Origin of the sequence: Billgrantia montanilacus (assembly GCF_003336675.1) — a bacterium.
Lineage (GTDB): Bacteria > Pseudomonadota > Gammaproteobacteria > Pseudomonadales > Halomonadaceae > Halomonas > Halomonas montanilacus.
This window is the reverse complement of sequence record NZ_QPII01000011.1, coordinates 96,626-120,390: the sequence shown is the minus strand read 5'-3', so window position 1 is coordinate 120,390 and position 23,765 is coordinate 96,626. Positions and strand designations below refer to the sequence as shown.

At 64.8% G+C, this 23,765-nt stretch carries 22 protein-coding genes; 12 read left to right on the top strand and 10 right to left on the bottom strand.

Annotation, left to right across the window (positions count from 1 at the left end; genetic code table 11):
• The first annotated feature begins 40 nt into the window (after positions 1–40).
• On the top strand, positions 41–304 hold the full coding sequence (locus DU505_RS14930) for a PP0621 family protein (protein WP_114479784.1): 264 nt from the start codon (positions 41–43) through the stop codon (positions 302–304).
• Between the two features lie 134 nt (positions 305–438).
• Positions 439–987: a GspH/FimT family pseudopilin gene (locus DU505_RS14925; protein ID WP_114479783.1), complete on the top strand. Its 549-nt coding sequence runs from the start codon at positions 439–441 to the stop codon at positions 985–987.
• A 19-nt stretch (positions 988–1,006) separates the two neighbouring features.
• Here the strand turns inward: DU505_RS14925 and DU505_RS14920 are convergent, their stop codons facing one another.
• Complete coding sequence (locus DU505_RS14920; protein ID WP_114479782.1) at positions 1,007–1,186, bottom strand: PLDc N-terminal domain-containing protein; 180 nt, start codon at positions 1,184–1,186, stop codon at positions 1,007–1,009.
• Positions 1,187–1,384: 198 nt separating this feature from the next.
• On the opposite strand from DU505_RS14920, the gene DU505_RS14915 reads away from it, so the two are divergent.
• Both DU505_RS14915 and DU505_RS14910 read left to right on the top strand, forming a co-directional pair.
• The gene (locus tag DU505_RS14915) at positions 1,385–2,659 is read left to right on the top strand and encodes a TIGR04086 family membrane protein (protein ID WP_114479781.1); all 1,275 of its coding nucleotides are present in this window, start codon (positions 1,385–1,387) and stop codon (positions 2,657–2,659) included.
• 129 nt (positions 2,660–2,788) lie between these two features.
• Positions 2,789–4,612 (top strand): monovalent cation:proton antiporter-2 (CPA2) family protein, encoded by a 1,824-nt coding sequence (locus DU505_RS14910; protein ID WP_422667044.1) that lies wholly within the window; start codon positions 2,789–2,791, stop codon positions 4,610–4,612.
• On the opposite strand, the gene DU505_RS14905 is transcribed toward DU505_RS14910, so the two are convergent.
• Together DU505_RS14905 and DU505_RS14900 are read right to left on the bottom strand one after the other, a co-directional pair.
• Entirely contained in the window at positions 4,606–6,918 is a 2,313-nt protein-coding gene (locus DU505_RS14905; RefSeq protein ID WP_114479779.1) for an ATP-dependent DNA helicase, read from the bottom strand. The two genes, DU505_RS14910 and DU505_RS14905, sit on opposite strands and share 7 nt — an antisense overlap.
• Positions 6,915–8,717: a VRR-NUC domain-containing protein gene (locus DU505_RS14900; protein WP_114479778.1), complete on the bottom strand. Its 1,803-nt coding sequence runs from the start codon at positions 8,715–8,717 to the stop codon at positions 6,915–6,917. Before DU505_RS14900 ends, DU505_RS14905 begins: the two co-directional genes overlap by 4 nt.
• Before the next feature lie 147 nt (positions 8,718–8,864).
• Here DU505_RS14900 and DU505_RS14895 point away from each other — a divergent pair, with 147 nt between their 5' ends.
• The 4 genes from DU505_RS14895 (at position 8,865) to DU505_RS14880 (ending at position 11,883) form a co-directional block, all read left to right on the top strand.
• Positions 8,865–9,701 (top strand): transporter substrate-binding domain-containing protein, encoded by an 837-nt coding sequence (locus tag DU505_RS14895; RefSeq protein ID WP_114479777.1) that lies wholly within the window; start codon positions 8,865–8,867, stop codon positions 9,699–9,701.
• Between the two features lie 65 nt (positions 9,702–9,766).
• On the top strand, positions 9,767–10,441 hold the full coding sequence (locus DU505_RS14890) for an amino acid ABC transporter permease (protein ID WP_114479776.1): 675 nt from the start codon (positions 9,767–9,769) through the stop codon (positions 10,439–10,441).
• A complete protein-coding gene (locus DU505_RS14885; RefSeq protein WP_114479775.1) occupies positions 10,438–11,187 on the top strand; it encodes an amino acid ABC transporter ATP-binding protein in 750 nt (249 codons plus the stop codon). Before DU505_RS14890 ends, DU505_RS14885 begins: the two co-directional genes overlap by 4 nt.
• Positions 11,188–11,199: 12 nt before the next feature.
• Positions 11,200–11,883 carry an amino acid ABC transporter permease gene (locus DU505_RS14880; RefSeq protein WP_114479774.1) on the top strand — a complete coding sequence of 228 codons (684 nt, stop codon included), beginning with the start codon at positions 11,200–11,202 and terminating at the stop codon, positions 11,881–11,883.
• A 62-nt stretch (positions 11,884–11,945) separates the two neighbouring features.
• On the opposite strand, the gene DU505_RS14875 is transcribed toward DU505_RS14880, so the two are convergent.
• Genes DU505_RS14875 through DU505_RS14865 form a run of 3 tightly spaced genes read right to left on the bottom strand, consistent with a single transcriptional unit; the run spans position 11,946 to position 14,507 of the window.
• Positions 11,946–12,983, bottom strand: a complete 1,038-nt coding sequence (locus DU505_RS14875; RefSeq protein WP_114479773.1) for an NAD(P)H-dependent flavin oxidoreductase — start codon at positions 12,981–12,983, stop codon at positions 11,946–11,948.
• Positions 12,980–13,972 carry a YihY/virulence factor BrkB family protein gene (locus DU505_RS14870; RefSeq protein ID WP_114479772.1) on the bottom strand — a complete coding sequence of 331 codons (993 nt, stop codon included), beginning with the start codon at positions 13,970–13,972 and terminating at the stop codon, positions 12,980–12,982. Before DU505_RS14870 ends, DU505_RS14875 begins: the two co-directional genes overlap by 4 nt.
• A 7-nt stretch (positions 13,973–13,979) precedes the next feature.
• Positions 13,980–14,507, bottom strand: coding sequence for a retropepsin-like aspartic protease family protein (locus DU505_RS14865; RefSeq protein ID WP_114479771.1), 528 nt, complete (start codon positions 14,505–14,507; stop codon positions 13,980–13,982).
• 155 nt (positions 14,508–14,662) lie between these two features.
• On the opposite strand from DU505_RS14865, the gene DU505_RS14860 reads away from it, so the two are divergent.
• Positions 14,663–15,901 carry an E22 family MetX-like putative esterase gene (locus tag DU505_RS14860; RefSeq protein WP_114479770.1) on the top strand — a complete coding sequence of 413 codons (1,239 nt, stop codon included), beginning with the start codon at positions 14,663–14,665 and terminating at the stop codon, positions 15,899–15,901.
• A 20-nt stretch (positions 15,902–15,921) separates the two neighbouring features.
• Here the strand turns inward: DU505_RS14860 and DU505_RS14855 are convergent, their stop codons facing one another.
• Positions 15,922–16,677: a sulfite exporter TauE/SafE family protein gene (locus DU505_RS14855; protein ID WP_245947978.1), complete on the bottom strand. Its 756-nt coding sequence runs from the start codon at positions 16,675–16,677 to the stop codon at positions 15,922–15,924.
• A complete protein-coding gene (locus DU505_RS14850) occupies positions 16,677–18,053 on the bottom strand; it encodes an MFS transporter (protein ID WP_245947977.1) in 1,377 nt (458 codons plus the stop codon). The genes DU505_RS14855 and DU505_RS14850 overlap by 1 nt, the downstream gene beginning before the upstream one ends.
• Positions 18,054–18,279: 226 nt before the next feature.
• On the opposite strand from DU505_RS14850, the gene DU505_RS14845 reads away from it, so the two are divergent.
• The 3 genes from DU505_RS14845 to DU505_RS14835 all read left to right on the top strand — a co-directional run bounded on the left by DU505_RS14845 (position 18,280) and on the right by DU505_RS14835 (position 21,411).
• Positions 18,280–19,674, top strand: coding sequence for a substrate-binding periplasmic protein (locus DU505_RS14845; RefSeq protein ID WP_114479768.1), 1,395 nt, complete (start codon positions 18,280–18,282; stop codon positions 19,672–19,674).
• The gene (locus DU505_RS14840; protein WP_114479767.1) at positions 19,671–20,933 is read left to right on the top strand and encodes a GGDEF domain-containing protein; all 1,263 of its coding nucleotides are present in this window, start codon (positions 19,671–19,673) and stop codon (positions 20,931–20,933) included. The genes DU505_RS14845 and DU505_RS14840 overlap by 4 nt, the downstream gene beginning before the upstream one ends.
• 103 nt (positions 20,934–21,036) lie before the next feature.
• Entirely contained in the window at positions 21,037–21,411 is a 375-nt protein-coding gene (locus DU505_RS14835; protein WP_245947976.1) for a sll1863 family stress response protein, read from the top strand.
• A gap of 20 nt (positions 21,412–21,431) precedes the next feature.
• Here the strand turns inward: DU505_RS14835 and DU505_RS14830 are convergent, their stop codons facing one another.
• Together DU505_RS14830 and DU505_RS14825 are read right to left on the bottom strand one after the other, a co-directional pair.
• Positions 21,432–22,661, bottom strand: a complete 1,230-nt coding sequence (locus DU505_RS14830) for a toxic anion resistance protein (RefSeq protein WP_114479766.1) — start codon at positions 22,659–22,661, stop codon at positions 21,432–21,434.
• Positions 22,662–22,756: 95 nt separating this feature from the next.
• Positions 22,757–23,704, bottom strand: coding sequence for a cobyrinic acid a,c-diamide synthase (locus DU505_RS14825; protein WP_114479765.1), 948 nt, complete (start codon positions 23,702–23,704; stop codon positions 22,757–22,759).
• Positions 23,705–23,765 lie beyond the last annotated feature (61 nt).

Sequence of the window (23,765 nt, the reverse complement as noted above, 5' to 3'; positions counted from 1 at the left end):
GGCAAAGCCGCTAGCCCCCTCACCAGGGAGCCAGATAAGGATGAACCTTTTGCTCATACGCCTGATCATCTTCGCCGTGCTGTTCTTCGCCGGCCTCAAGCTCTACAGAATGTACCGCGAGTGGAAGCTCGGCCAGGAGGAACTGCTGGCAGATGACACACGGCAGGAAGGCGGTCAGATGGTTCGCTGCCGCTGGTGTCAGGTCCATGTGCCGGAAAACGAGGCCCTGCGCGACCAGGGCGAGTGGTTCTGCTCCAGCGCCCATCGCGACCGTTACCTGCAGGAGCAGAAGCCCGAGGAGTAACTGCCGCCCTTCGCATACAACCCGTACGGCAGGATGCCTACATTCACTGTCGGAAATCGCTTACGGAACGCTCGCCAGGCCCGGCTAGATTGAGAAGACCCATGTGACAGGGATTTTCACTCCGGGAGAGCAGCATGCGAACGGACTCGTCGATCCACGCCGCATTGCACGGCGGCACCCCTTCGCTGGTCAGGCAGCGCGGCCTTACCTTGGTCGAACTGCTGGTTGTCATTGCCGCCATGACCCTGCTGTTCGGCTGGGCCCTGCCATCATTCCAGGCGCTGAGCGCCCGCCAGGAGGTATCGGCTGAGGTGCTACGGCTCAAGACGGCACTGGCGCTGGCCCGCAATACGGCCATCGCCCGCCGAGCCACCGTCACCGTCTGTCCCAGCCACGACGGCCTGAGCTGCAGCAACGACGACTGGACGTCGCCGCTGATGGTGATACAGGGCCGCGCAGAGGGGGGCAATATCGGCAGTGACGAGGTGCTCCGCATTCTGGACGACAGCCGTGTCGTCTCGGTCAGCTACCGCCAGGATGGTCGGCCAGTGCGCTATGGCGCACTAGGCCGGCCAGCCGGACACAACGGCACCTTCCATATCTGCGGCCGGCACGACACCGGCGCCAGGGTCATCGTCAGCAACTTCGGCCGCGTGCGGGTAGAGACCGGAGCGACCTGCTGAGACAGTCTCGACAAGGCTCCTACCCCTTGGGGCCCATCAATAACCACACGATCAACCCCACCAGCGGGAACAGCAACAGGGCAAGTATCCATAATAGCTTGGCTACCGGGCCGGCCGGGCTCTTTGCCACCTTGACGATGGCCCAGATCAGGATAATCAGCCAGATAAGGCCTAGCAGGCCGCCTACTTCGATTCCCATCAGACATCTCCTTTGCTCGATGAGCCACACGCTATCAGGCCACCACCGTCATAGGAGTGGCAACCACTGGACTATACTGCGAGCGAGCATCGCCACTACTCACACCACTCAGCGGCGGCGAGACACGTCTCCCGATGCCATGGCATCAAGGGCTCTTGTCTCACTAGAGCGCAGCCGAGTCAAGATAGCAGGCATCGCATGACGCTGCACCTCAGGCGCACGATCATCTTCCTTTCGCTCCTGACGGTCGCGGCAGGCGCCAGCGCACCGCCATCCTCGGCGGATGAGCGCCTCCTGCTCGATTGGGACCAGGCTGTGGAGAGACTCAGGGTCACCGACCTGCAAGGCCGGGAGATCACCGAGCTGACACAGCCCCGCCAGGAGCAGGGGCGGATCAGCGTGGCCGTGCCCGAATCCCGCGCCTTCGTCATCAAGGGTGACGAGATCGAAACCCGGCGGGTCACCTCCGATCAGCCGCTCATCTTGCCGAATGGCATGGTCATTCCGTTACCCTCACCCGACACCGAAACCGCTGATCGGGCAGCCGACGAGCCTTTGCCACTGACCGCAGCCTGGCTGCGCCTGACACTAGCGGCCAGCCCGATCCCGGCCGTCTGGAACCCTCTCAGCGGCGCCTATCACACCGAACTGAGCTTCGGACTGCAGCCATCGGAGGAGCGACTCATCACCGGGCTCGAGCTGGAGCACCCGGTCGAAGTCCGCATCCGGCTCAGAGGGCTGACGATTCAGGACACGCTGCCGCCCCTTCGCATCGACGGCCCTGGCCTGGCCCACGAGCAGACCCTGCGATTGAGCTTCCTGCCCTCTACCCCCAATCCCACCCTGGAGGTCAGATCCACCATTTCCGACGTCAATCTGGAGCTTGAGGTACTTCCCCGTCTCGAACTGCGTCCGGCAACCCGACGCGTGCTGGGGCTGGGCCTGGAAAGTGTCGAGGTGACCCTGGTGCGGGTGGCGCCTCACGGCATGCCGTTGCCCACCGAGCAGCACACCGATGTCGTCCTGACCCTCGACGGCGGTGGCCGTATCGAGACCGGGGCAGTGCATTTCGCGCCGGGCCAGGCCACGAGCTCCTTCAGCCTGCGCTCCTCGGGGCTGGCCCCCATCAACGTCAGCGCCTTTACCGGCAGCCTGAGCAGTGAAACCGTGATCCAGCAGCAATTCCCCTGGGGACCGATCCTCGCTGCACTGTTCGGGGGCGCCCTGAGCGGGTACGGCCGGCGCTTCATCAAAGGTGCACGCCAGGCGCTGACCCGGCGGCGGCTTGTCGAAGGCCTCCTCGTGGCCAGTATCGCCTATGTCGCCGGGGTGCTCGGCGTCGGCTATCTGGGACTCCCGGGGGCCGCGGTGGCCACCGAGGCGGGCGCCTTTCTGACCGGCGCGCTGACCGGCTTCATCGGCGTCAACGTCCTTGAGACACTCTCCAGCTCCGGCCACCGCCGCAGCCACTGACACCGACGCTGCCTGATCGGCCTCCGACCGGCCCCCTCTCATCGGCCATCTGGCCCGCTTCTTGCCTCGCTCTTGCTTAGTGTTGAACACCCCCTCGGGTAGAATGCCCTTTCCCCTGTCATCTCGGAGGTGCCTTCCTTGGCCAGCGGTCTGCTGCTCAATGTTCTGATCTTTCTCGCCGCGGCGGTGCTGATCGTACCGGTGTTCAAGCGCCTGGGGCTCGGCGAGGTGCTCGGCTACCTGGCCGCCGGGGTGGTCATCGGCCCCTCCGTGCTGGCGCTGGTTCCGGACGCCCAGGGCGTGCTGCAGTTCTCCCAGGTCGGCATCGTCCTGCTGCTGTTCGTGATCGGCCTGGAGCTAAAACCCTCGCGCCTCCGGGTGATGCGCAAGGCCGTCTTCGGCTTCGGCAGCCTGCAGGTCAGCGTCACCACGCTGCTGCTCGCCCTGACCGCCTGGTGGTTGGGCCTGTCGCCTGCGGCCGCCATCGTGGTGGGTTTCAGCCTGGGGCTTTGCTCCACGCCCCTGGTCCTGCACCTGCTTGGTGAACGCAAGGAGCTGCAGACACGCCACGGGCGCCACGCCTTTGCCCTGCTGCTGTTTCAGGATCTGGCGGCGATTCCGGTGCTGGCCGTGGTTCCACTGCTCGCCGCCGATGCCTTGATGACCAACGGCGCTGCACCGCTGCTGCGCGAGGTGATTCTCGCCGCGGGCGCCTTCGCCGGGCTGATCGTCGGTGGACGCTTCCTGCTGCGGCCACTGTTCCACTATGCCGCTGCCACTCGCAGCCGCGAGGTCTTCGCCGGCACCGCCCTGCTGGTGGTGATCGGTGCCGCCCTGTTGATGGAGCTGGCCGGCCTCTCCATGGCCCTGGGCGCCTTCATTGCCGGCGTACTGCTTGCCGACTCGGAGTATCGCCACAATATTGAGGCCGACATCGAGCCCTACCGCGGCCTGCTGCTGGGGCTGTTCTTCATGGCCGTGGGCATGATGGCGGAGATCGGTCTGCTGGCGGAGATCCCGCTGGTCGTGCTCGGCCTGACCCTGGGCCTGGTGCTGCTCAAGGCGCTGAGCCTGTTGATCGCCACACGGCTCTATGGCGGCAGCTGGAAGGAGGCCACCAACCTCGCCGTGCTGCTCTCCCAGGGCGGCGAATTCGGCTTCGTACTGCTCTCCGCCGCGGCCGCCGCCTTGCTAGACCAGGCGCTGGTCAGCCTGCTGATCCTGGTGATCTCGCTCTCCATGGTGGTCACGCCGCTGCTCTTCCAATTGCATGTCCATGGCCTGCGTCGGCTCTACGCACCCACCCGGGCCAAGCCGACCTACGATAGCCCCCGGGACGAGTCTCCCCAGATCATCATCGCGGGCTTCGGGCGCTTCGGCCAGATCATGGGGCGCGCCCTGCAGGGGCTTAAGATCCCCTACACCGTGCTCGACATCAATGCCGAGCAGGTCGAGGTGGTACGGCGCTACGGCAACAAGGTCTACTACGGCGACGCCTCTCGCATCGACCTGCTCAAGGCTGCCGGTGCCGACAAGGCCCGGGTCCTGGTCATCGCGGTGGGAGACCCCGAGGCGTCCATGCGTATCGTCGAGCAGGCCAGGCGACAGTTTCCTCACCTCAAGCTCTATGCCCGGGCCCGCAACCGTTACCACGCCCACCTGCTGATGCGAGCCGGCGTCACCCACATCGTGCGCGAACTGCTGCCCGCCAGCCTGGAACTGACCCGCGACGCCCTGATCGGCCTTGGCATCCCGCCCGACCAGGCCCAGCACACCATCGACACTTTCCGGCCCCATGACGAAGAAGCGCTGATGCGTCAGCTGGAAGTGTTCGGCAACGAGAAGAAACAGATCCAGACCATACAAGAGGCGGCCAGGGAACTAGAGGCGCTCTACGAAGCCGACGAGGATATCGCCACACGGGTGGAGGAGATCCCGCCCCGGCCTCACTGACACTCCCCAAGCCGCCACCAGGACGGCAGCAGGCTGCGAACGTGGCGATGGCCGAAACGATCGTCGATCAGCACCAGCGTGCCGCGATCTTCCGGCCCGCGGATGACCCGGCCGGCCGCCTGCACTACCTTGATAAGGCCGGGGATACGGTAGGCATACTCATCGCCACGACCGAAGCGGCGCTCCAGCCTGGCCTTGAGCGCTTCGTTGAAGGGATCGAACGGGGGCAGCCCCAGGGTGGCGATGAAGGCACCGATTAGCCGATCCCCGGGAAGGTCGATGCCTTCGGCAAAGGCGCCACCCAGCACTGCGAAGCCGATTCCCCGGCCACCCGGCCGAAAGCGCGCCAGGAAGGCATCCCGGTCGGCTTCCTGCATGCCGCGGGTCTGGGCCCAGGCAGGTATCTCGGCATGGGCCTCGCGCAGGCGTGCCAGCACTGCATCGAGGTAGGCGAAGCTGCTGAAGAAGGCCAGGTAGTGGCCGGGGCGGTGCCGGTACTGCCCTGCCAGTTCGGCGACGATTGGCTCGATGGAGGCCGCCCGGTCCCGTAGCCGTGTCGAGATGCCGCCCTGGATGCGCACCTCGAGTTGGTCGCTGGTGAAGGGCGAGGATACCGACTGCCAGGCGCTCGCCTCCGGCAGGCCCAGCAGATCGCGGTGGTAATGCGCGGGGCTCAGCGTGGCCGAGAAGAGTACGCAGCTCCGGGTCGCGGCGAAGCGCGGCGCCAGGAAATCGGCCGGTACCAGGTTGCGCAACCCGACGACCGAGTGCCCTTTGCCATGGCGCGTCAGGTCGCACAGCGAGTGGTCGCCGAAGGATTCGGCCAGACGACAGAAGGCAAGCGCCTCGAACAGACGCTCCTGCAGTTCCGGGTCGCTGCCGGCCGGGTGCTCGCCCAGGTAATCGGTGATAGCGCCGGACAGTAGCTGCAGTGCCCCTACCAGCTTGTCGGGAAGCCCATCGAGGACACAGTAGGCCGGGCGCCCCGGCTCCCCTTCCGACGCCGGCCCCATTTCACGCACCAGCGCCTGCCACTGCCGGACCACTCGCCCCAAGGGGCGAACCAGGGTCGGCGGCGCCGAGCGATGCAGCCGACTGAAGTGCCGCTGGTCAAGCTCGGCGCTGTACATGGCCCGGGCCCGTTCGACCAGGTTGTGGGCCTCATCCACCAGCAGCGCCAAGCGCCAGCCGTCGGCCTGGGCCAACCCGTGCAGCAGGCCGCCGGCATCGAAGTAGTGGTTGACGTCCCCCACCGTCACATCGCACCAGCGCGCCAGCTCCTGCCCCAGATAATAGGGGCAGACGCCGTGGGCAAGGGCCACCTCGCGCAGCGCCTCGCGGTCGAGCCAGCCCCGCGTCACCGCCGCCTGGCGCGCCGCCGGCAGGCGATCGTAAAAACCCGCCGCCAGCGGGCAGGCCTCGCCATGGCACGCCTTGTCGGGATGCTCGCAGGCCTTGCTGCGGGCCATCAGCTCCAGTACGCGCAGCGGCCGGCGCTCTTCGCCATGCTCCACGCTGCCGGCAGCTCCCAGCCTGGCCAGGGCATCCAGCGCCAGCCGTCGTCCCGGGGTCTTCATGGTCAGGAAGGCGATGCGATCGAGCCCCTGGCGCGGCATGGCCGTCAGCAAGGGAAAGAGGGTGCCAATGGTCTTGCCGATGCCGGTGGGCGCCTGGGTCAGCAGGCAGCGTCCGGTGGCTGCCGCCTTGTAGACCCCTTCGGCCAGCTCCCGCTGGCCGGGGCGAAACTCGGGGTGGGGGAAGCTGAGCCGGCTCAGGTCGTCGTCCCGCGCCTGTCGATGACGACTCTCCTGCTCGGCCCAGGCCAGGAAGCGCCGGCATTGGGCCTCGAAGAACACCGACAGCTCGGCCGCGCTCGCCTCCTCGGTCAGCGAGGTCTCGCGGCCGGTGGCGATATCGAGGTAGACCAGCGCCAGCGTCACCGTCTCGAGCTTACGCTCGGCACAGAGCAGGGCACCGTAGACCCTCACCTGGGCCCAGTGCAGGGCGCGCTGGTTGGGCGCCATGCGATCCAGGGCGCCGCGATGGGTCTTGACCTCCTCCAGGCGATTGGCCCGGGGGTCGTAGCCATCGGCGCGGCCGCTGACCACCAGGCCGCGGTAGCTACCCGACAGCGGCAGTTCGGCTTCGTATCCGACACCGCGCCGGCTCGCCACCAGGGCATGCCCGGCGATGCCGTCCTGGGCGCTGGGCGAGGGGGTGAATCGGTGGTCGAGATCGCCTTCACGGGCGGTGAAGTCGCACAGCGCGCGTACTGCCACGCGATACTGCCCATCCTTCGCGGTCATGATCCTACCGCCTCGTCCTGCCAGGTCACATGGCACACCACGGCGGGGATGCCGTGCGACCGGAAGTACGCCAGCCAGCGGATCTGGTTGTCCTGCAGCCGGTCGCCGGGGCCCTTTACCTCGATCAGCCGATAGGCGGCTGACGCGACATCGGCTTCCGGCAGGAACTGGATCAGGTCGGGAAGGCCCGCCCGGTTGGCCCGCGGGTCGAGCAGCAGCCGCGTGAAGCATGCCCTAAGGTGCGTAGCGGGGATATTCGCCAAGGCCTGCAGCAGCAGCCCCTCGTTGAGCGCCTCCCAGTGCACGAAGGGCGAGGCGAGGCCCCGTTTGCACTGCCAGGTCTCGAGAATGGTGTCGTGATAGCGTCCGTCATCCAGTTGGGCCAGGCAGGCCTTGAACCTCTCGCGACGGCGTGACACGAAGTCAGCTCGATTGAGATCCGCCGGGCCGCTGTGGAAGGGGTGAAAGAAGGCGCCGGGCAGCGGGGCGAAGATCGCCGGCCAGCAGAGCAGGCCGAATAGCCCGGTGATCAGCGCATTCTCCACATAGTGCACCGGTGCCTGCGGGGTACCCAGGTGGGCGCAGACGGCCCGCTCCACGCCGAGCGGCCATCCCTCGTCGCTGATGGGGCGTTTCACGCAGAGGTCCCAGCGCTCGGGCGGGGGCGGCGCCTGCCGAGGCTGCGGTGCCAGCCCGAGCCGGCGCCGCAGCCTCGGCAGCAACCGCTCGAGGGCCTGGCTCTCCCTCTCGTCGGTTGCTTTCTCGTGAGGCGTTTTCTTGTCGAGCGCTTCCTTGCGGGCCACCATGACAGAGGCTAGCTCAAAGGCACGACCGTGCTCGCCCAGTCGCTCCAGCAGGCGCAGGCGGCGGATGCGGGCATCGACATGGCCTCCTCTTACTCCTCCACCCCCACCGCTGTCGGCCTCGCCGTAGGCCTGGAGTGCCAGCGCCTGCTGGCCGCCACGCTCTGCCGCCTGCCCCAGCCGATAAAGCAGCCTCGCACGGCGCTCGTCCAGCCAGGCATTGCCCTTGGGCACCATCGGCATCTCGGCGTGCAGCGTCTCGGGGAGCTCGCCCTCCTCGAGACGTTCGCGCAGCCGATGCAGCGCCAGGTAGATATCGACTTCATCTCGGCTCGAAAAGGCCCGCGACTCGGGCGAGAAGCCAACCCGCTCGAAGCGCTGCAGGCCCAGTTCGGCCAACACGAACTCCGACCAGTCCTGACGCAGATTGCCGAAGAACATCAAGCGCAGGCGGTCGCAGATGGCCATGATGGATAGCCGCACGACCCGCTCTCCCTGCAGGGCTGCCACATCCCCCCAGTCGGCCAGCCGGCGCGGCGTATCCGGCCGCCGCGACAGTGCCTGGTACATCGTCGCCTTGCCCGCCGACGCCGGCAGGCCCGCCGCCGCGATCTCCGATGCGAGGACGCGGCGCAGCTCGGCCAGGCGCAGTTGGCGAAACAGCTCGCCGAGGCTCAGCACCGGATCGGCCTCGACCCAGCCGGCATCAACCAGCGCATCGAGCGCCACCGCGGCATCATCGATCTCGGCATAGACCAGCTTCGTGGTACGGAAGTGCTCGCCCTTGCGCATGACCATACGCACCAGCAGCGCCTGGGAAGCTCGCGGCAGCGCATCGAGGTCGGCGATGAAGCGCCGCTCGCCGTCATCCAGGAGATCATCGTGGCGCTCGCTCACCCAGCCGAGAACGAAACGAAAGTTCGCCAGGTAGTAGAAGGGATCGTCGAGTGAGGCCGTGACCGGCGCGACAGGCGCGACAGGCGAAATACTGTTCATGCATCCATGATATCAGCCATAAGCCGGATGAGGCAGGTCCAAGATGCCACTCTCCGCATTTGACACTCATCAATAGGCGAACGTACGTTGAAACTTCGGTGTAGCAAAATCTTGTAACAATAATTCCAATACGAGGTCGTGCAAACAATGAACCAATCCTTTCCTCTCAAACTGCTTATCGCCTCGCTTATCGCTAGCGGTTCCCTATCCCTGAGCGCCGCGCAGGCCCAGACACTGGTCGCCGGCATAGAGGCTGCCTTTCCTCCCTGGGCCTATGCCGAAGGGGGGGAATACAAGGGCATCGCCGTCGATGCCATGCGAGCCATCGCGGAAAACCAGGGAATGGAGGTCGAGTTTCGCGACATGCCATGGCCCTCGCTGATTCCTGCATTGGCAAACGAGCGAATCGATCTGCTGGTGACCGGCCTGAACGTGACAGAAGAGCGTAACGAAGTACTGGATTTCACTATCCCTTGGTGGGAAAACGATGACGAGGTAATGGTAAATATCGACTCCGAGCTGAATGTCGTGACCGCACTCTGCTGCGGCGCCACCATTGGCGCTCAGGGTGGATCCACACAGAACAGCTGGGTCGAGGCCAATCTGGTCGAGAACGATGCCATCGATGTAACGCTGAGGAGCTACGAAAATTATGTCACCGCTATCGAAGACATGCGGGTAGGACGAATCGATTCGGTGATTGTGAGTACCGACACCGCCGAAGACTTCATCGACAAGGGTCGCGAGGTACGCATTGCCGGTACCATCACCCAGGGTCAGCCTCAGGCACTGGCCGTGTCCCGCGGCGATCCCAACAATATTCTCGCGGCGCTCAACCGCGGCATCATGGAACTGTATGAATCCGGCCAATGGCAGGAGATCGTTCATTCCTACGCCCCCTATGCAACGATTCGGCAGATCCCCGCCACCATGCCTGACTATGTCAGGACCTACCAGGCACCCATCGCTGGCCTCGACGACTAGCAGGCTCCGCATCACCCCGCCTCAAGCCAGGCGGGGTTCTAGTCAACGCAACCGGAGTCTCTCTGATGGTCTTCGACACGTTGGTGGCCGAATTCCCCTTTCTGTTGAGAGGACTGTGGATCGGGCTACAACTGCTGGCCGCCCTGCTAACGCTTGGCTTCGTACTCGGACTCACGCTGTCGGTGATGAGCGTCTACGGCCACTGGACTCTGCGGCTATTCACGCTGCTTTTCGAGCGAGTCTTCCGTGGCATACCCGAAATCGTGTTACTCCTGCTGTTCTTTTACGGCATCGGCGAGCTGATACCGATGTCCCCGTTCATAGCAGCGGTAATCGCCCTGGGGCTTCGCTCCACGGCTTATCAGGCGCAGATTTTTCGCGGTGCCATGCAGTCGGTTGACGACGGTGAGGTAATGGCGGCGCGCGCACTTGGCTTGTCACGCCTGGCGACCATTCGCCACATCGTGCTGCCCCAGGCATTACGGCGCTCGATCGGGCCCTGGACCAACGAGTACTCCTCTGAGCTGAAGGCGACTTCGCTGGCCTATGTGATCGGGGTGGTCGAGCTGACTCGCCAGGCCAGCTATATCGTATCCAATCTCCAGGGCAATACGCTGACGGTATTTGCCGTAGTCGCGGCAATGTATTTCGTTGTCAACCGCCTGGGTAATGCAGGGCTTTACGCCCTGGAACGCAAGATGGCGATCCCGGGATTTGAAGGCCGTGGGAGGGAGACATGAGCGACACTCCGATTCTCAGCGTTCGCAATATACGCAAGACCTATGGCGGCATCGAGGTGCTCAAGGGTGTGAGCTTCGACCTGGAGCGCGGCCAGTCGAAGATCGTAATCGGCCCTTCAGGAACTGGCAAATCGACCTTATTGCGCTGCATAAATCTACTGAGCCCACCCGATGACGGCAGCGTCATACTCGATGGTGTCACGGTGGAACAAAAGGGCATCAATCAACTCCGGGCCCAGATCGGTTTTGTCTTCCAGGAGTTCAACCTCTTTACCCACCTGTGCGTGCTCGACAATGTCCGCCTGGCACAGCGCAACGTGCTGGGACGCTCTAGACATGAGGCGACCCGTCGAGCGATGGAGGAACTGGAACGGGTTGGTCTTGCCGACAAGCTCGACGCCTACCCGGCCGAACTCTCCGGTGGACAGAAACAGCGCGCCTCCATCGCCCGGGCGTTGGCCATGGACCCCAAGCTGATTCTGTTCGACGAGCCCACCTCGGCGCTCGATCCTGAGCTCACCGGCGAGGTCGTCCAGGTGATGAAGGAGCTGGCCAATGCCGGAATGACCATGCTGGTGGTCAGCCACGAAATGGGTTTTGCCAAGGCCGCCGCTGATGAGGTGATCTTCATGGAGGGCGGGGTAATCGTCGAACAGGGCCCACCTTCGACACTGTTTACCCAGCCTGAGCACGCGCGAACGTCCCAGTTCCTGCAGATGCTGACTCACGAGCACCACGAAACCTGAGGGGAGCCGGACATGACGGATTTCATTGAGTTCGGAAGGACATGGATGCCTTTCCTTCTTGAGGGAGTGGGCGTCACGGTAGGGCTGTGGGCAGTGGCTATGGTATTGGGCTTTTGTCTGGCGCTGGTGTTGGTATGGGCTCGGGTCTACGCCTCCAAGCCGCTCTACCTGCTGGCCACCCTCTACGTCGAAGTCTTTCGCGGCACACCGATGTTGGTTCAGCTGTTCTTCATCTACCTTGGGCTGCCGGAAATTGGCATCGTGCTCGACCCATTCACTGCCGCGGCGGTGGCCATTGGATTGAACAGCGCGGCCTATCAAGCGGAGTACTTCCGCGGTGCGATACAGTCGCTGCCATCGGGTCAGATGATCGCCGCCCGCGCCATGGGCATGAGCCGTTTCCAGGCACTGCGCGACATCATCCTTCCACAGGCAGGTCGACGTGTTATCCCTCAGTGGTCCAATGAAGCCATCGTCGAGCTCAAGTACACATCGATTGCCTACGCCATCGGCCTTACCGAGCTAACCTCCCGCGCCGAGCAGGTTGGTTACCAGACCTTTCAGTTTCTGGAGGCTTTCACCCTGGTGGCAATTATCTACCTCGTATTGACCGGCATCGTCGCCCAGACACTGGACTTCGTGGAAAAGCGAACCCGCGTACCCGGACTGACCAATAGCGGCGGCAAGATGAGCTAGCCACTGCTGACAGGGCTCTCACTACGCGAGCGCTAGCGGAAAGGGCCCGCCATTTCGAACACTCACAGACCAGCCGCCAGCTCCCGCAGCAGTTCGGCGGCCGGTATCTCGCGGCAACCACTGGCGTTCTGGCCGGCCCACAGCGGCGAGAAATCGCCGCTTCCCAGCGCCTCGGCGGCGCTGCGCAGCGGCCCGATGGCCGCCGTGGCCAGCGGGAAAGCCGGCGCCACGGCACTGATCGGGCCAAGCTCGCGCATCAGTCGCGTGACGATGCCACGCGCCGGCCGCCCGCTGTAGAGGTTGGTCAACGCCGTGTGGCGGGCCGCTTCACTCTGCAGCGCCCGGCGATGCAGCGACGAGGTGGTCGCCTCGGGGCAGCAAAGGAACGCGGTACCGACCTGCACCGCATCCGCCCCCAGGGCAAGCGCCGCCGCCACACCACGCGCGTCGGCGATACCCCCGGCGGCGATTACCGGCAGCGTGACGGCTGCCTTCACCTGGGGCAGCAGCGCCAGGGTGCCGACCTGTGTAGTGAGGTCCTCGGTGAGAAACATGCCGCGATGGCCGCCCGCCTCGAGCCCCTGGGCGATCACCGCATCGGCACCATTCGCCTCGAGCCACAGGGCCTCCTCCACCGTGGTGGCCGAGGAGAGTACCGTCGCCCCCCAGGCCTTGACCCGGTCAAGCAATGCCGGCGACGGCAGGCCGAAGTGAAAACTCACCACCTCGGGACGGAACCTCTCCAGCACATCGCAGGCCTCGGCGTCGAAGGGTCGCCTGCCGGCCCTCGACGATACGCTGTCGATGTCGAGGCCCAGCTCCGCATAATAGGGTGCCAGTGCCTGATGCCAGCGCGCATCGCGGGCGGAATCTGGCTCTGGCGGCAGATGGCAGAAGAAATTGACGTTGAGCGGGCTTGTGGTCTGCGCTCGAATCCTCTCGAGCTCATCGCTCATGGCCTGGGGAGTCAGCATGGCACAGGGCAACGCCCCGAGCCCTCCGCCATTGGACACCGCGACGGCCAGTGCCGAGCCCTGGACGCCGGCCATGGGTGCCTGAAGGATGGGAAGGTCAATGCCGAGTCGCTGGGTCAGGCTCATGATTCGTCTCCATGCTGCGTTGGATTGGATTGCCGCCAGGGCTGTTTGGGACCCAGGGTGTCGGCGGCATGGGCACCACGCTCGCCCATGGGCCGGGGTTCGCCGGTTGTGGTGTCCTTGCGGGTCTGTCGCTCCATTTCAGCGTTGATTTCGGCGCCCAGCAATACGACGAAGGCGGAGAGCCAGAACCAGAGCATCAATACCACGACGGTACCCAGCGAACCGTACAATTTGGCCATGTCGACCACGAGGCTGACATAGAGCGAGAGCCCGCCGGAGCCCAGCAGCCACAGCAGCGTCGCGGTGACGGTGCCGACACTGACCCACTCCCAGCGCGGCGCGCTGCGGTAGGGGCCGAAGCGGTATAGCACGGCGATGACCAGCATCATCAGCAGCAGGAGCGCCGGCCAGCGCAGCCAGCCGATCACCCTGACCGTCGTGCTGTCCAGGCCCAGCATCCCGATCACCAGGGGAAAGAATGCCACGAAGAGGGTGGCGGCCAGGGAGATCAGGATCAGCCCCAGGGTAAGAATGGTAACGATCAACGCACGCTGGAAAAAGGGGCGTTGCTCGGCCTCCCCGTAGACGATATTCAGCCCGACCAGCAGCCCACGCACGCCCTTTGAGGCCAGGAACAGCGCCACCGCAAGGCTGAAGATAGCGGTCAGACTGAGCCCGGTATCGGTGCTGTCGCTGACCTCCCGCGCCTGCTCATTGATCAGGCTCGCCCCACCCGGCGGCATGAAGCGGCTTATTTCACCGATCTGGCTAACGATCTCATGGGGGTCGAAGGCCAGCGCCCAGAGGGAAATGACGGCGGCAATGGCGGGAAACAGCGACAACAGGGCGTAGAAGGCGATGCCGGCCGCCAGTATGTTGACGCGGTCGTCGGCCAGCTCCTGCTTGACCCGCCAGATGACGTCGAGCCAGCCCGGGCCCGGTATGTGCTTGGGTCTTTCGGCACGGCGGCCTCTCGGTTGGTCGGTCATGAACGCCTCAAGGTTGCTGGGCTGGGCGAAGGATCATCCGGGCATCGCGAATCTCGATATCGAAGCGATTGAGGAAGCTCATGCCCAGCAGGGCTACCTCGCCGTCCAGTCCCGGGCTGATGGAGCCTCGCACCTGATCCGCCGTGTACCCTCCCAGGCTCACCTCACCGAGCGTCGTCAGGTCCCCACGCACGCGGCCGTTGGCGGTATTAAACCAGGCCGACCCCGTGCGCTCGAGGCCGAGTCGCTCTGCCAGATCCGCGGGTACCGCGACATAGGTGGCACCGGTATCGAGCAGAAACTCCACCGGCTCCCCGTTGATGCGCCCGGTGGCCATGAAATGGCCCGAACGGTTGCGCTCGAGGACAACCGGATCACTGTCCCCGGCCACGGCGTTGACCAGATGGGCATTGGGATTGCGCTGCTGCTCGAGAAAACCGTGGAACCACCAGGAACCGGCACCGATGAACAGTACCCAGAACAGCAGCATCATACCCAGCCCGGTCCGTCGGGCAGCCCCGTCACCACGGCTCATAGCACGTCCCCCTTGGCCATTTCCGAGGCCAATCCCGTTGGCATTGACACCCCTGTGCCTTCCGTCTGTACTCTAGATCGCTCGCCTTGAGGCCATGTAAGGCCTCAGAGCTCGCAGACGACTATCGCGCGAACGACTACAACAAGGATAGCCCCATGCATGACAGCATCGAGTATTCGACACTCACCTCGGTAAAGTATTCCTTTGCCTCGCGGCGCCTTGCCGCCACGGCCCTTTGCGCCGGTGCCCTGCTGCTGGGTAGCACGACGGCCCTGGCCTGGGATGGACTGGTGGAAAAGCAGCACTTCGAAATGGATGAGTACACCACCGTCAGCGGTGCGACCATCGCCCCGGTGAGGATCGGATGGGAGGCGTACGGCACCCTCAACGAGGCGAAGGACAACGTCATTCTGGTCACGCATTTCTTCTCGGGCACCAGCCATGCCGCAGGCCGCTATGCCGAAGACGATGCCGCACCGGGCTATTGGGATGCGATCATCGGCCCAGGCAAGCCGCTGGATACCGACGAGTATTACATCATCTCCTCGGATACCCTGGTCAACCTCAATGCCCATGACCCCAATGTCACCACCACTGGGCCCGCCTCGATCAACCCGGAAACCGACGAACCCTGGGGGCTGGACTTTCCGCTGGTGACCATCCGCGACTTCGTCGAGGTGCAGAAGGCGCTGCTGGAGAGCCAGGGCATCGAACAGCTGCATGCGGTCATAGGCCCCTCCATGGGGGCACTCCAGGCCTATGAGTGGGCCAGCGCCTACCCGGATCGGGTCGAACGGCTGATCCCGGTCATCGGCGGAGGCCAGAGCGACCCCTGGCTGCTCGCCACCCTGAGTGCCTGGGCGGCCCCCATCCGGATCGATGCCAACTGGAACGACGGTGACTACTACGACGGCGAGCCGCCGCTGGACGGCCTGCGTGAAGCGCTCAAGCTGGTGACCCTCAACGCCAACCACTGGCAGTGGGCCAACGAGACCTTCGATCGCAGCTGGGCTGACGAAGACGCCGACCCGACCCGCGATATCCACGCCCGTTACGCCATCGAGCAGACCCTCGACGACATCGCCGCAGCCCGGGCCGAGATCGCCGACGCCAACCACCTGCTCTACCTGGTCAAGGCCAACCAGGCCTTCGTCACCGGCCACGGCGACAGCCTGGAAGCGGGGCTGGCCGACATCGACGCGCCGACACTCATTCTCTACAGCGAGAATGACCTGGTCTTCGCTCCCGAAGGCGTCCGCGATACCGCCGATATGATCGGTGCCGACGGCACCTCGGTGGAACTGGTCACCCTGGACGGCAACCGCGGCCACCTCGACGGCGTCGTCGGTATCGACCAGGCCGGCGACAGGATCCGTGCCTTCCTCGCCGAGTGAGACGCCCGCTCCCTGGCGGCTCAGCCCGCCAGGGAGCGCAGCAGCAGATAACCGCCCATGACCAGCAGGCCGGTGAGAAAGACACGCCGGAAGGTCACCTCAGAGAGTCGCTGGCGCAACCGCTGGCCAAGCTGCATGCCCAGAATCGCCGGTATCACCGCCCCCAGCGACAGTAGCGCCAGCTCGACGCTGAGCAGCCGCTGTTCGCCCATGGAGAAGCCCAGCGCCATTGTCGTGACCACGAACAGCACGCCCATGGCCTGGATCAGCATGTCCCGCGGCAGGCCGAGGGACTGCAGATAGGCCACCCCCGGGAAGACCGACGAGCCTGTCATGCCGGTGATCAACCCGGTCAGCGCGCCATTGACCGGCGCCGCATGTCGACCACGGCTGACCAGCTTGCCGAGGCCGAGGTTGAACAGCCCCGAAAGCGCATAGAAGGCGATCAACACGCCAAGCAGGCCGGAGAGCCAGCGCACGTCGACCCTGGCCAACACGCCGACGCCCAGCCATACAGTAACCACCGAGGCCAGCAGGAAGGGCCACAGTCGCCGCAGGATCTGCTGCAGATAGCCTCCCACCAGTGCCTGCCAGATGTTGGTGATGATGGTCGGCGCCAGCAGCAGGGCCATGGCCGAGGGCAGCCCTACCGTGGCGGTGAGCAAGGCCAGCGACACCGTGGGCATGCCCATGCCGATCACTCCCTTGACGGTGCCGGCCACCAGGAAGACCAGGGCTACCGACACCAGCAGCAGAGGATCGAGCAGCAGCGGCACTAGCCTGTCCCTCCCTGGATCGGGTTGCGCGTCTCCCAGTCGCGTGCCGCCTGCTGGCCACGCGCCTGATTGACCGCAAGGCAGATCAGGATCGCGATGATGAACAGCGCGGCGCATAGCAGGATGGAGGCCTGAAGGCCGACCACCGTCTGCAGCAGCCCCAGGCCGATGATGCCGAAGACGCCGGCGAGCTTGTTGGCCAGCCCCCAGAAGCCGAAGAATTCGGCCGCCTTGCGTGTGGGCGAGAAGAGCCCCACCAGGGCGCGACTGGCCGACTGGCTCGACCCCAGGCTCAGGCCGGCCAGGCAGCCCACCACCAGGAATAGATGTTGCGCCTCCCAGTCCAGTCCCAGGCTTTCATTGAGGAAGGCCGTGACTTCCGGCGTGGCCCAGATGGCGAAGATCGCCGCCACCCATAGCGTCAGGGTGAGCAGGTAGGTGAACTTGGTACCGATGCGGTCCTGAATGAAGCCGAAGCCCAGCGCCCCCGCCGCCGCGGTGATCTGGACGATGATGAACATGATGTTGCGGATCGATTCGTCCCAGCCGATCACCTGGGCCCCGTAGATGAAGGCGAAGGCGATGATGATGTAGACCCCCGCCATGGAGAACAGCAGCGAGACCAGGAAGATGCCCAGATCGCGGAAGCGCCGGAGCTCATGCAGGGTGGTGGCGACCCGTTCCCAGGCGATCTGGTGGTAGGACTTGCCCGGCGGCTGCGGCGTACCCCGCTCCTTGACCCAGAGAAAGGTTGGGATGGCCGTCACCAGGAAGAAGCCCGCCGCGAAGGGACCCACCCAGCGGATACGCTCGAAGTTGTCGGCGGTGGCCTCGCCCAGTACCAGCAGGGTGAAGCCGGCAGCGAAGAGCCCGCCCACATAGCCCAGCGACCAGCCGAAGCCGGAGATCTTGCCCATGTCCTCCGGCGGACCCAGGTCGGGCAGGAAGGCGGCGATGAATGACTCGCCCATGGAGTAGGCGTAGTTGGAAAGCACGATCAGCAGCAAGCCCAGCACCACATAGCCGGGCTCCACGAAATAGAGCATCGCGGTGGCACCCACCGTTGCCAGGTAGCTGACGAACAGGAACCGCTTCTTGGCGGCATGGTAATCCATGACTGCGCCGCACAGCGGCCCCGTGATCACCACCATGAGGTAGCTCACCGCCAGGGCGAGGCTCCACAGCAGGTTGGCCAGCCGATAGCCGTCACCCCGGTCACCGACGATCACCGTGGTGAAGAGCTCACCGAAGACCACGGTAATGATCAGCAGGGTAAAGGCCTGGTTGGCGAAGTCGAACATCGCCCAGCCGAAGATCTCCTTCCTCGACGCCCGCCGCCGGGGCGTGTCACCGACAGCCGCTGGTACCGCGTTCATAGTGTCCATTCCTTGCCGGGGGCGGGGCCCGTTCGGCTCATAGCCTACCAGCTAATGGCACAGCGGTAGCAGTCACTACGCGCCTGACGTTCGACACCCGGCGAGCATGACAGGCTCTACGAGAGGCAACGCTTGCGTTGGCGGCCTGAAGGTGACTTTCCGGGAGGCATCAGCTAGGTTGATGTCGCACAATAACCCCAAGAACACAGGAGGCATCAACAGGCGCATGAAAAAATGGCTACTGTTTGGGGTCTGCCTGCTGTTGCCTGCTCCGGCGTCTGCCAGCCTGGACGGCCTTACCTTCATTACCGAAGAGTATCCGCCCTATAACTTCCAGCGCGGGGAACGACTGGAAGGCATCTCCATCGAGATCCTCGAGCGCATCTTCGAAGAGACCGAGACCCCGCTGTCCCGGGACGACGTCCTCTACTACCCCTGGGCTCGCGGCTACGACACCGCCCTGGCCGACCCCGGCACGGTACTCTTCTCCACCACCCGCACCGAGCAGCGCGAATCGTTGTTCCAGTGGGTCGGGCCCATCGCCACCGACCGGGTTACCCTGATCGCCCGGCGCGACAGCGGCATCCAGCTCGACAGCCTCGACGAGCTGGCAAATGGCAACTATCGAGTCGCCGTCATCCGTGAGGACATCGGCGCCCAGCGCCTGGAAGAGGCCGGGGTGCCCTCCGACCAGCTCCGCCTGGCCATGTCCAATGTCAGCGCCCTGAAGATGCTCGACCGCGGGCGGGTCGACCTGTGGGCCTACAGCGAGGATGTGGCGTTCTGGTTGATGCAGGAGCACGACCTGCCCATCGCCGATTTCATGTCGGTACTGACGATCAGCGAGTCGGACCTCTACTATGCCCTGCATCGCGATACCGACCCGGCACTGGTCGAGCGCATGCAGGCCGCGGTGGACGCTCTCCGCCACCGGGGTGAGCTGGGCGACATCTATAGCGCCGAGATGATCTTCAACACCGAGGAGTACCCGCCCTACAACTACCTGACGGATGATGGTGACATCGACGGCGAGTCGACCCGGCTGCTGCGGGCCGCCCTGGAAGAGGCGGGGCTTTCAGCCAGGTTCCGGCTGCTTCCCTGGGCGCGCGCCTATACCGAAGCCCAGATGAGGGACAACCACTGCGTCTATTCGACGGCGCTCACTCCCGAGCGCGAGCCCCACTTCACCTGGATCGGCCCGATCGCAGCAAACGAGTGGGCAGCCTACAGCCTTGCCGACGCTGACGTGGAGGCTGGATCACTGGATGAGCTGGCATCACTGCGCGTAGGGAGCTTCCGCGGGGACGCGGCGGGTGAGCTCGTGGAACAGCAGGGGATCCCCATCGTCACGGCCTCCGCCGATCACGAAAATATTGCGCGGCTGACGGCCGGCCTGATCGATGCCTGGGTCTCCAATGTAGAGACCGCAACATATCTCGCGAGCGAGGCGGAAGTCGAGCTTCGCCAATTGTTCATCTTCCATGCCGCTCAACTCTATCTCGCCTGTCATCCCTCGGTACCCGTGACCTTTGCGACCCGCCTGCAAACTGCGATCGAGCGGCTACGCACTGCCGAGAGCGGTACGCTCGAGCCCAACGGTGAAGCGGAAGCCGCGCGATGACAGCGCCCACCCCAGCGCGTCCCCGCCGCAGCAGCCTGACCGCCAAGCAGGCTGTCTTGACGCTCTCCATCGCGCTGCTGCTGAGCATCATTGCCGGTGCCATCGAACTCGCTCTTGACGCCCGCAAGATGCGCCATGAAGTCCAGAACCAGACCCAGCATCGGCTGGATCTGGTACACGGTACGGCCGCAGAAGCCGCCTTTCAGCTCAACCCCGAACTGGCGACGCAAGTCGTAGAGGGCCTGTTCAGCGGCGACAGAGTCGCCAATGTCGTCATTCGGGATGACTTCGGACGCAGCATGGCCTCACGCGAAAGGAGCGTGCCGCACGATAACAGCTGGCTGGCCCACGCGCTTTTCGGCGACATCCTTCACTATCAGGAAGTCCTGATATACGACCTGGGGGGCGCCTCACCGACCGAACCAGTCGGCGATATCGAAATGACGCTGGCACTCGACAGCCTGGCCCGGGACTTCCTGGATCGCAGTCTGCTCATCTTCTCGCTGGGCGTCTTCAAGGCACTGGCCATCGCCGCTCTGTTGGTGGTTGTCTTCCACGCCTTCATTACCCGGCCGCTGCTGAAGGTCCACGCGGCCATCATCGATACCGACCCGAGCCAGCCCGGGCGATGGCACAAGCCCGATCTGTCACAGCATGCCGATGATGAGCTGGGGCATCTGGTCGAGAGTCTCGACGAACTGCTCCATGCCTTCCAGCGCGGGCTCGACCAGCGCGATCAGCTGCACCAGATCTCCACCATCGATGGCCTGACCGGCATCGCCAATCGGCGCCATTTCGATAGTTTCCTGGCCGACTCCTGGCAGCGGGCCCGGCGCTCCGGCAAGCCGCTTTCCGTGATCTTCATCGATATCGATCGCTTCAAGGATTTCAACGATCACTATGGCCATGTCGCCGGCGACGACACCCTGCGCGCGGTCGCCGATGCCCTGGCCCGGGTGGTCACACGCTCCACCGATCTGGTGGCGCGCTATGGGGGAGAGGAGTTCGTCTGCGTCCTGCCCGATACCGACCTCCCGGGTGCCCGCAAGGTCGCCCACCTCATCCGGAATGCCATTCGCGCCCTGGCGATTCCCCATGCCTACTCGGACCATGCCGATCAGGTCACTGCCAGCCTGGGTGTCGCCAGCGCCGTTCCGGCCAGTAGCATGCTCACCTCCGAGCAGCTCCTGGAGCAGGCGGACAGCCAGCTCTACCGGGCCAAGCACCAGGGCCGCGACCGGGTGGCATGGGAGGTTTGAACGTCGCGGCTCGCTTGTGGGAAGCCGACTTCTATCTCATGCTCATATCTCGTACTCAAGCGATGAGCGTCTTGCGATAGAGGGATAGGACGAGGGATAGACCATGAGCAAACGCGACGAATTCGTCGAGCAGATGAAGGCCCGGCTGGATGAGTGGAATGCCGAGATCGATGAGCTAACCGCCAGGGCCCGTCAAGCCAGCGACGAGGCACAGGTCAAGTACGAAGAGGATATCGAGCGGCTGAAGCAGCGCCGCGACGAGACGCGTCGCCGGCTCGATGAACTGCAGCACGCCAGCGAAGCGGCCTGGGATTCGCTACGCCAAGGCATGGAGGAGTCCTGGGAGCTGATGCGCAAGGCCTTCCGGGATGCCTGGCGCAATGAGGTCCCACCGGGCAGTCCGCCCGATACTCCCCCCGGCACTCCTCCCGATACCACTCCCGAGGACGACCACGACGAGCGCCCCGACAGGCGATAGTCTCGCCTTCGGGGTGTTGACTAGCTGTCGCCGCGCCGCTCCGAAGGTGTCTTCTTCTCTTCGACCGACTCGGGCTGGGCCTCACTGCCACGCTGGAGTCGGTCGATCGCCTCCCCTCCCTGGCGCGATAGCTTCGCCAACCGACTGATTTGCTCGTCCAGGCGAGGCAAGGCCTCCTGGCGATAGCGGGAGAGGTCGTCGATGGCACCCATGACGTCACCGAACGCCTGTTCCAGGGACGCCATGTCCAACTGAGCCGAGGCCGCCCGGGTCTGGATCTCCACCCCCTGGTGGCGCAGCGCCCTGGCGGTGCCGGCGATCATGTCCGAGGTGGTGGTGTTGAGCGATTCGACACGGTCGAGCACCAGCCGCTGATTGGCCAGCGCCATGGCCACCGCAACCGCTACGGTCAGCGCCGAGACGGTGACGTGGATAGCCCGATCCACCCCCCGGATCAGCTCACGGTTGTTGCGGATGATGACCTCAAGCGCCAGCACCCCTTGCTGGCTGACCGCCAGTTGCTGCTGCAGGTCGACGATGCGCTGGCGCAGTGGAAAGAGCAGCTCCTCCTCGATGAAGGGACGCTGAGGATGATCGGCGACCAGGCCAGACACGGCTTGCTGCAGCCGGCGGTCGATCAAGCGCCCGAGGCTGATCTGACGATGCAGCCGGCCCATCAGCTGACGCAAAGCCTCCTGGTCGTCATTCAGGGTCAGATTGTCGCGGTGCAGCATGTCACGCCCCGACTCCAGGTCGGCGATGATCGCGTCGAGCGCCTGCTGAGCATTCTCGAACTTGCGAAAGTAGCGCTGTACCCGGCTGCCAGCCCCGGGGATACGTGCCAGCAACCGGTCGAGCCGATTGGGCGAGAGCCGATGCTGCTGCGGGTCCAGCTCCTCCATCCTGCCACGCAGGTCGACCAGGGCCCGGGCCACCGGCCCGCCGTCATCGCCCTGATGCGCCAGTTTTTTCAACGGCGTCTGCAGCATCTCGCTCTTGTGCGCCGCCTGTTGCTGCAGTTCCAGACCCATCTCGTCCACCGCACGACGTTGGCGTTCCAACGTCGTGCCGTCGTCACTGCCGGCAAGCACCTCCTCGACGAAGGCATCGGCCATCTCGCTGAGCTCGGGGTCATCTGCTCCGGGGGCAGCCTCCTCATCGACCTCGGGCAGGGTTTCCACCAGCTCGCTGGCGATCTCCTCCACCGGCGGCAAGGAGAGGCGGGATCCACGTTCGGACGGCTCATTCATAGGTCGCTTCCCTTGTCTCAGATGCCTTGTATCTCATCCCTTGTCTCAAATGCCCGGCCGCTTGGCTATAGCCATAAGCTAGCATCCTGCCGAAATCAGCGCTGGCTTCCGCGTCCATAGCGCTCGGCCCTGCCAATGAAGCGCCGCAGCTCCTCCAGGGCCTGGTCGGTGGCCACCGATGCCTGGGGGCGCCCCGTCTCGACCCGGGCCAGGGCGACGGCGGCATCGTCGAGCAGCGTCAACGCCGATTCGTTACGTGCCACCAGGCGACGCAGGCGCAGCTCGGTGTCATCAATCAACTCCAGGCGACGCTTCAGCGCTATCCGCTCCTCCACCGACAGCTTGGCGCCGTCCTTCTCCAGGCGGCGACGCACAAAGTTCCCGTCGAGCCCCATCACCCCACGCGCCTGAGCGGCCATGGAAGTAAAGTTGTCCACCGCACCCAGGCAGACCTCGGTAACCAGCCCCCGGGAGCGCTCAAAGGCCAGCTCGCTCCTGTCGAAGCGGGCCACCAGCACATCCATTACGTTGCAATAGCGGCTATAGAATCGGTCCACCTGGATGGCGAAATCGGGTCGCCGGGTATCGAGCAGGCCTTGCTTGGCACGGCACAGGGACATGATCAATTCATCGGCATCGGCCGGGGGGTGGGACGGGTCGAGTACCGCCACGCCGGCCTCGCGGGCCTCACGCTCCTGTTCTGCGCGCCGGTGGGCCGCCTCGGCTTCGAGGCGCGACTCCAGCCGGCGGCGATGACGCCTGGCCCGCCAGCGGCGCCAGGCCCGTTCCAGGGGGAGCGCCACGGGGACGGCGACCAGGCCCGCCAACCAGCCGCCCAGGCTAGGTCCAAAACCGCCCCACAGCGATGTCAGCCACAGCAGCATGCTGATGAACGGAATCAAGAGGCAGTAGCGAAAGACAACCTGCAGGCGGCTGGGGGCATCGGTGGATACCGCCAGGCGCGGATTGGCCAGCCCGATCAGCAGCCACGGCAGGCAGGTGACGAAGAGTCCATAAGCAAAGCCCTGCAGAAATCCCAGCATAGGTCTCCTTACTCAGCGACCTTGGACAACGCTGTTCCAGTGCCTGCACGAGCGCATCGCT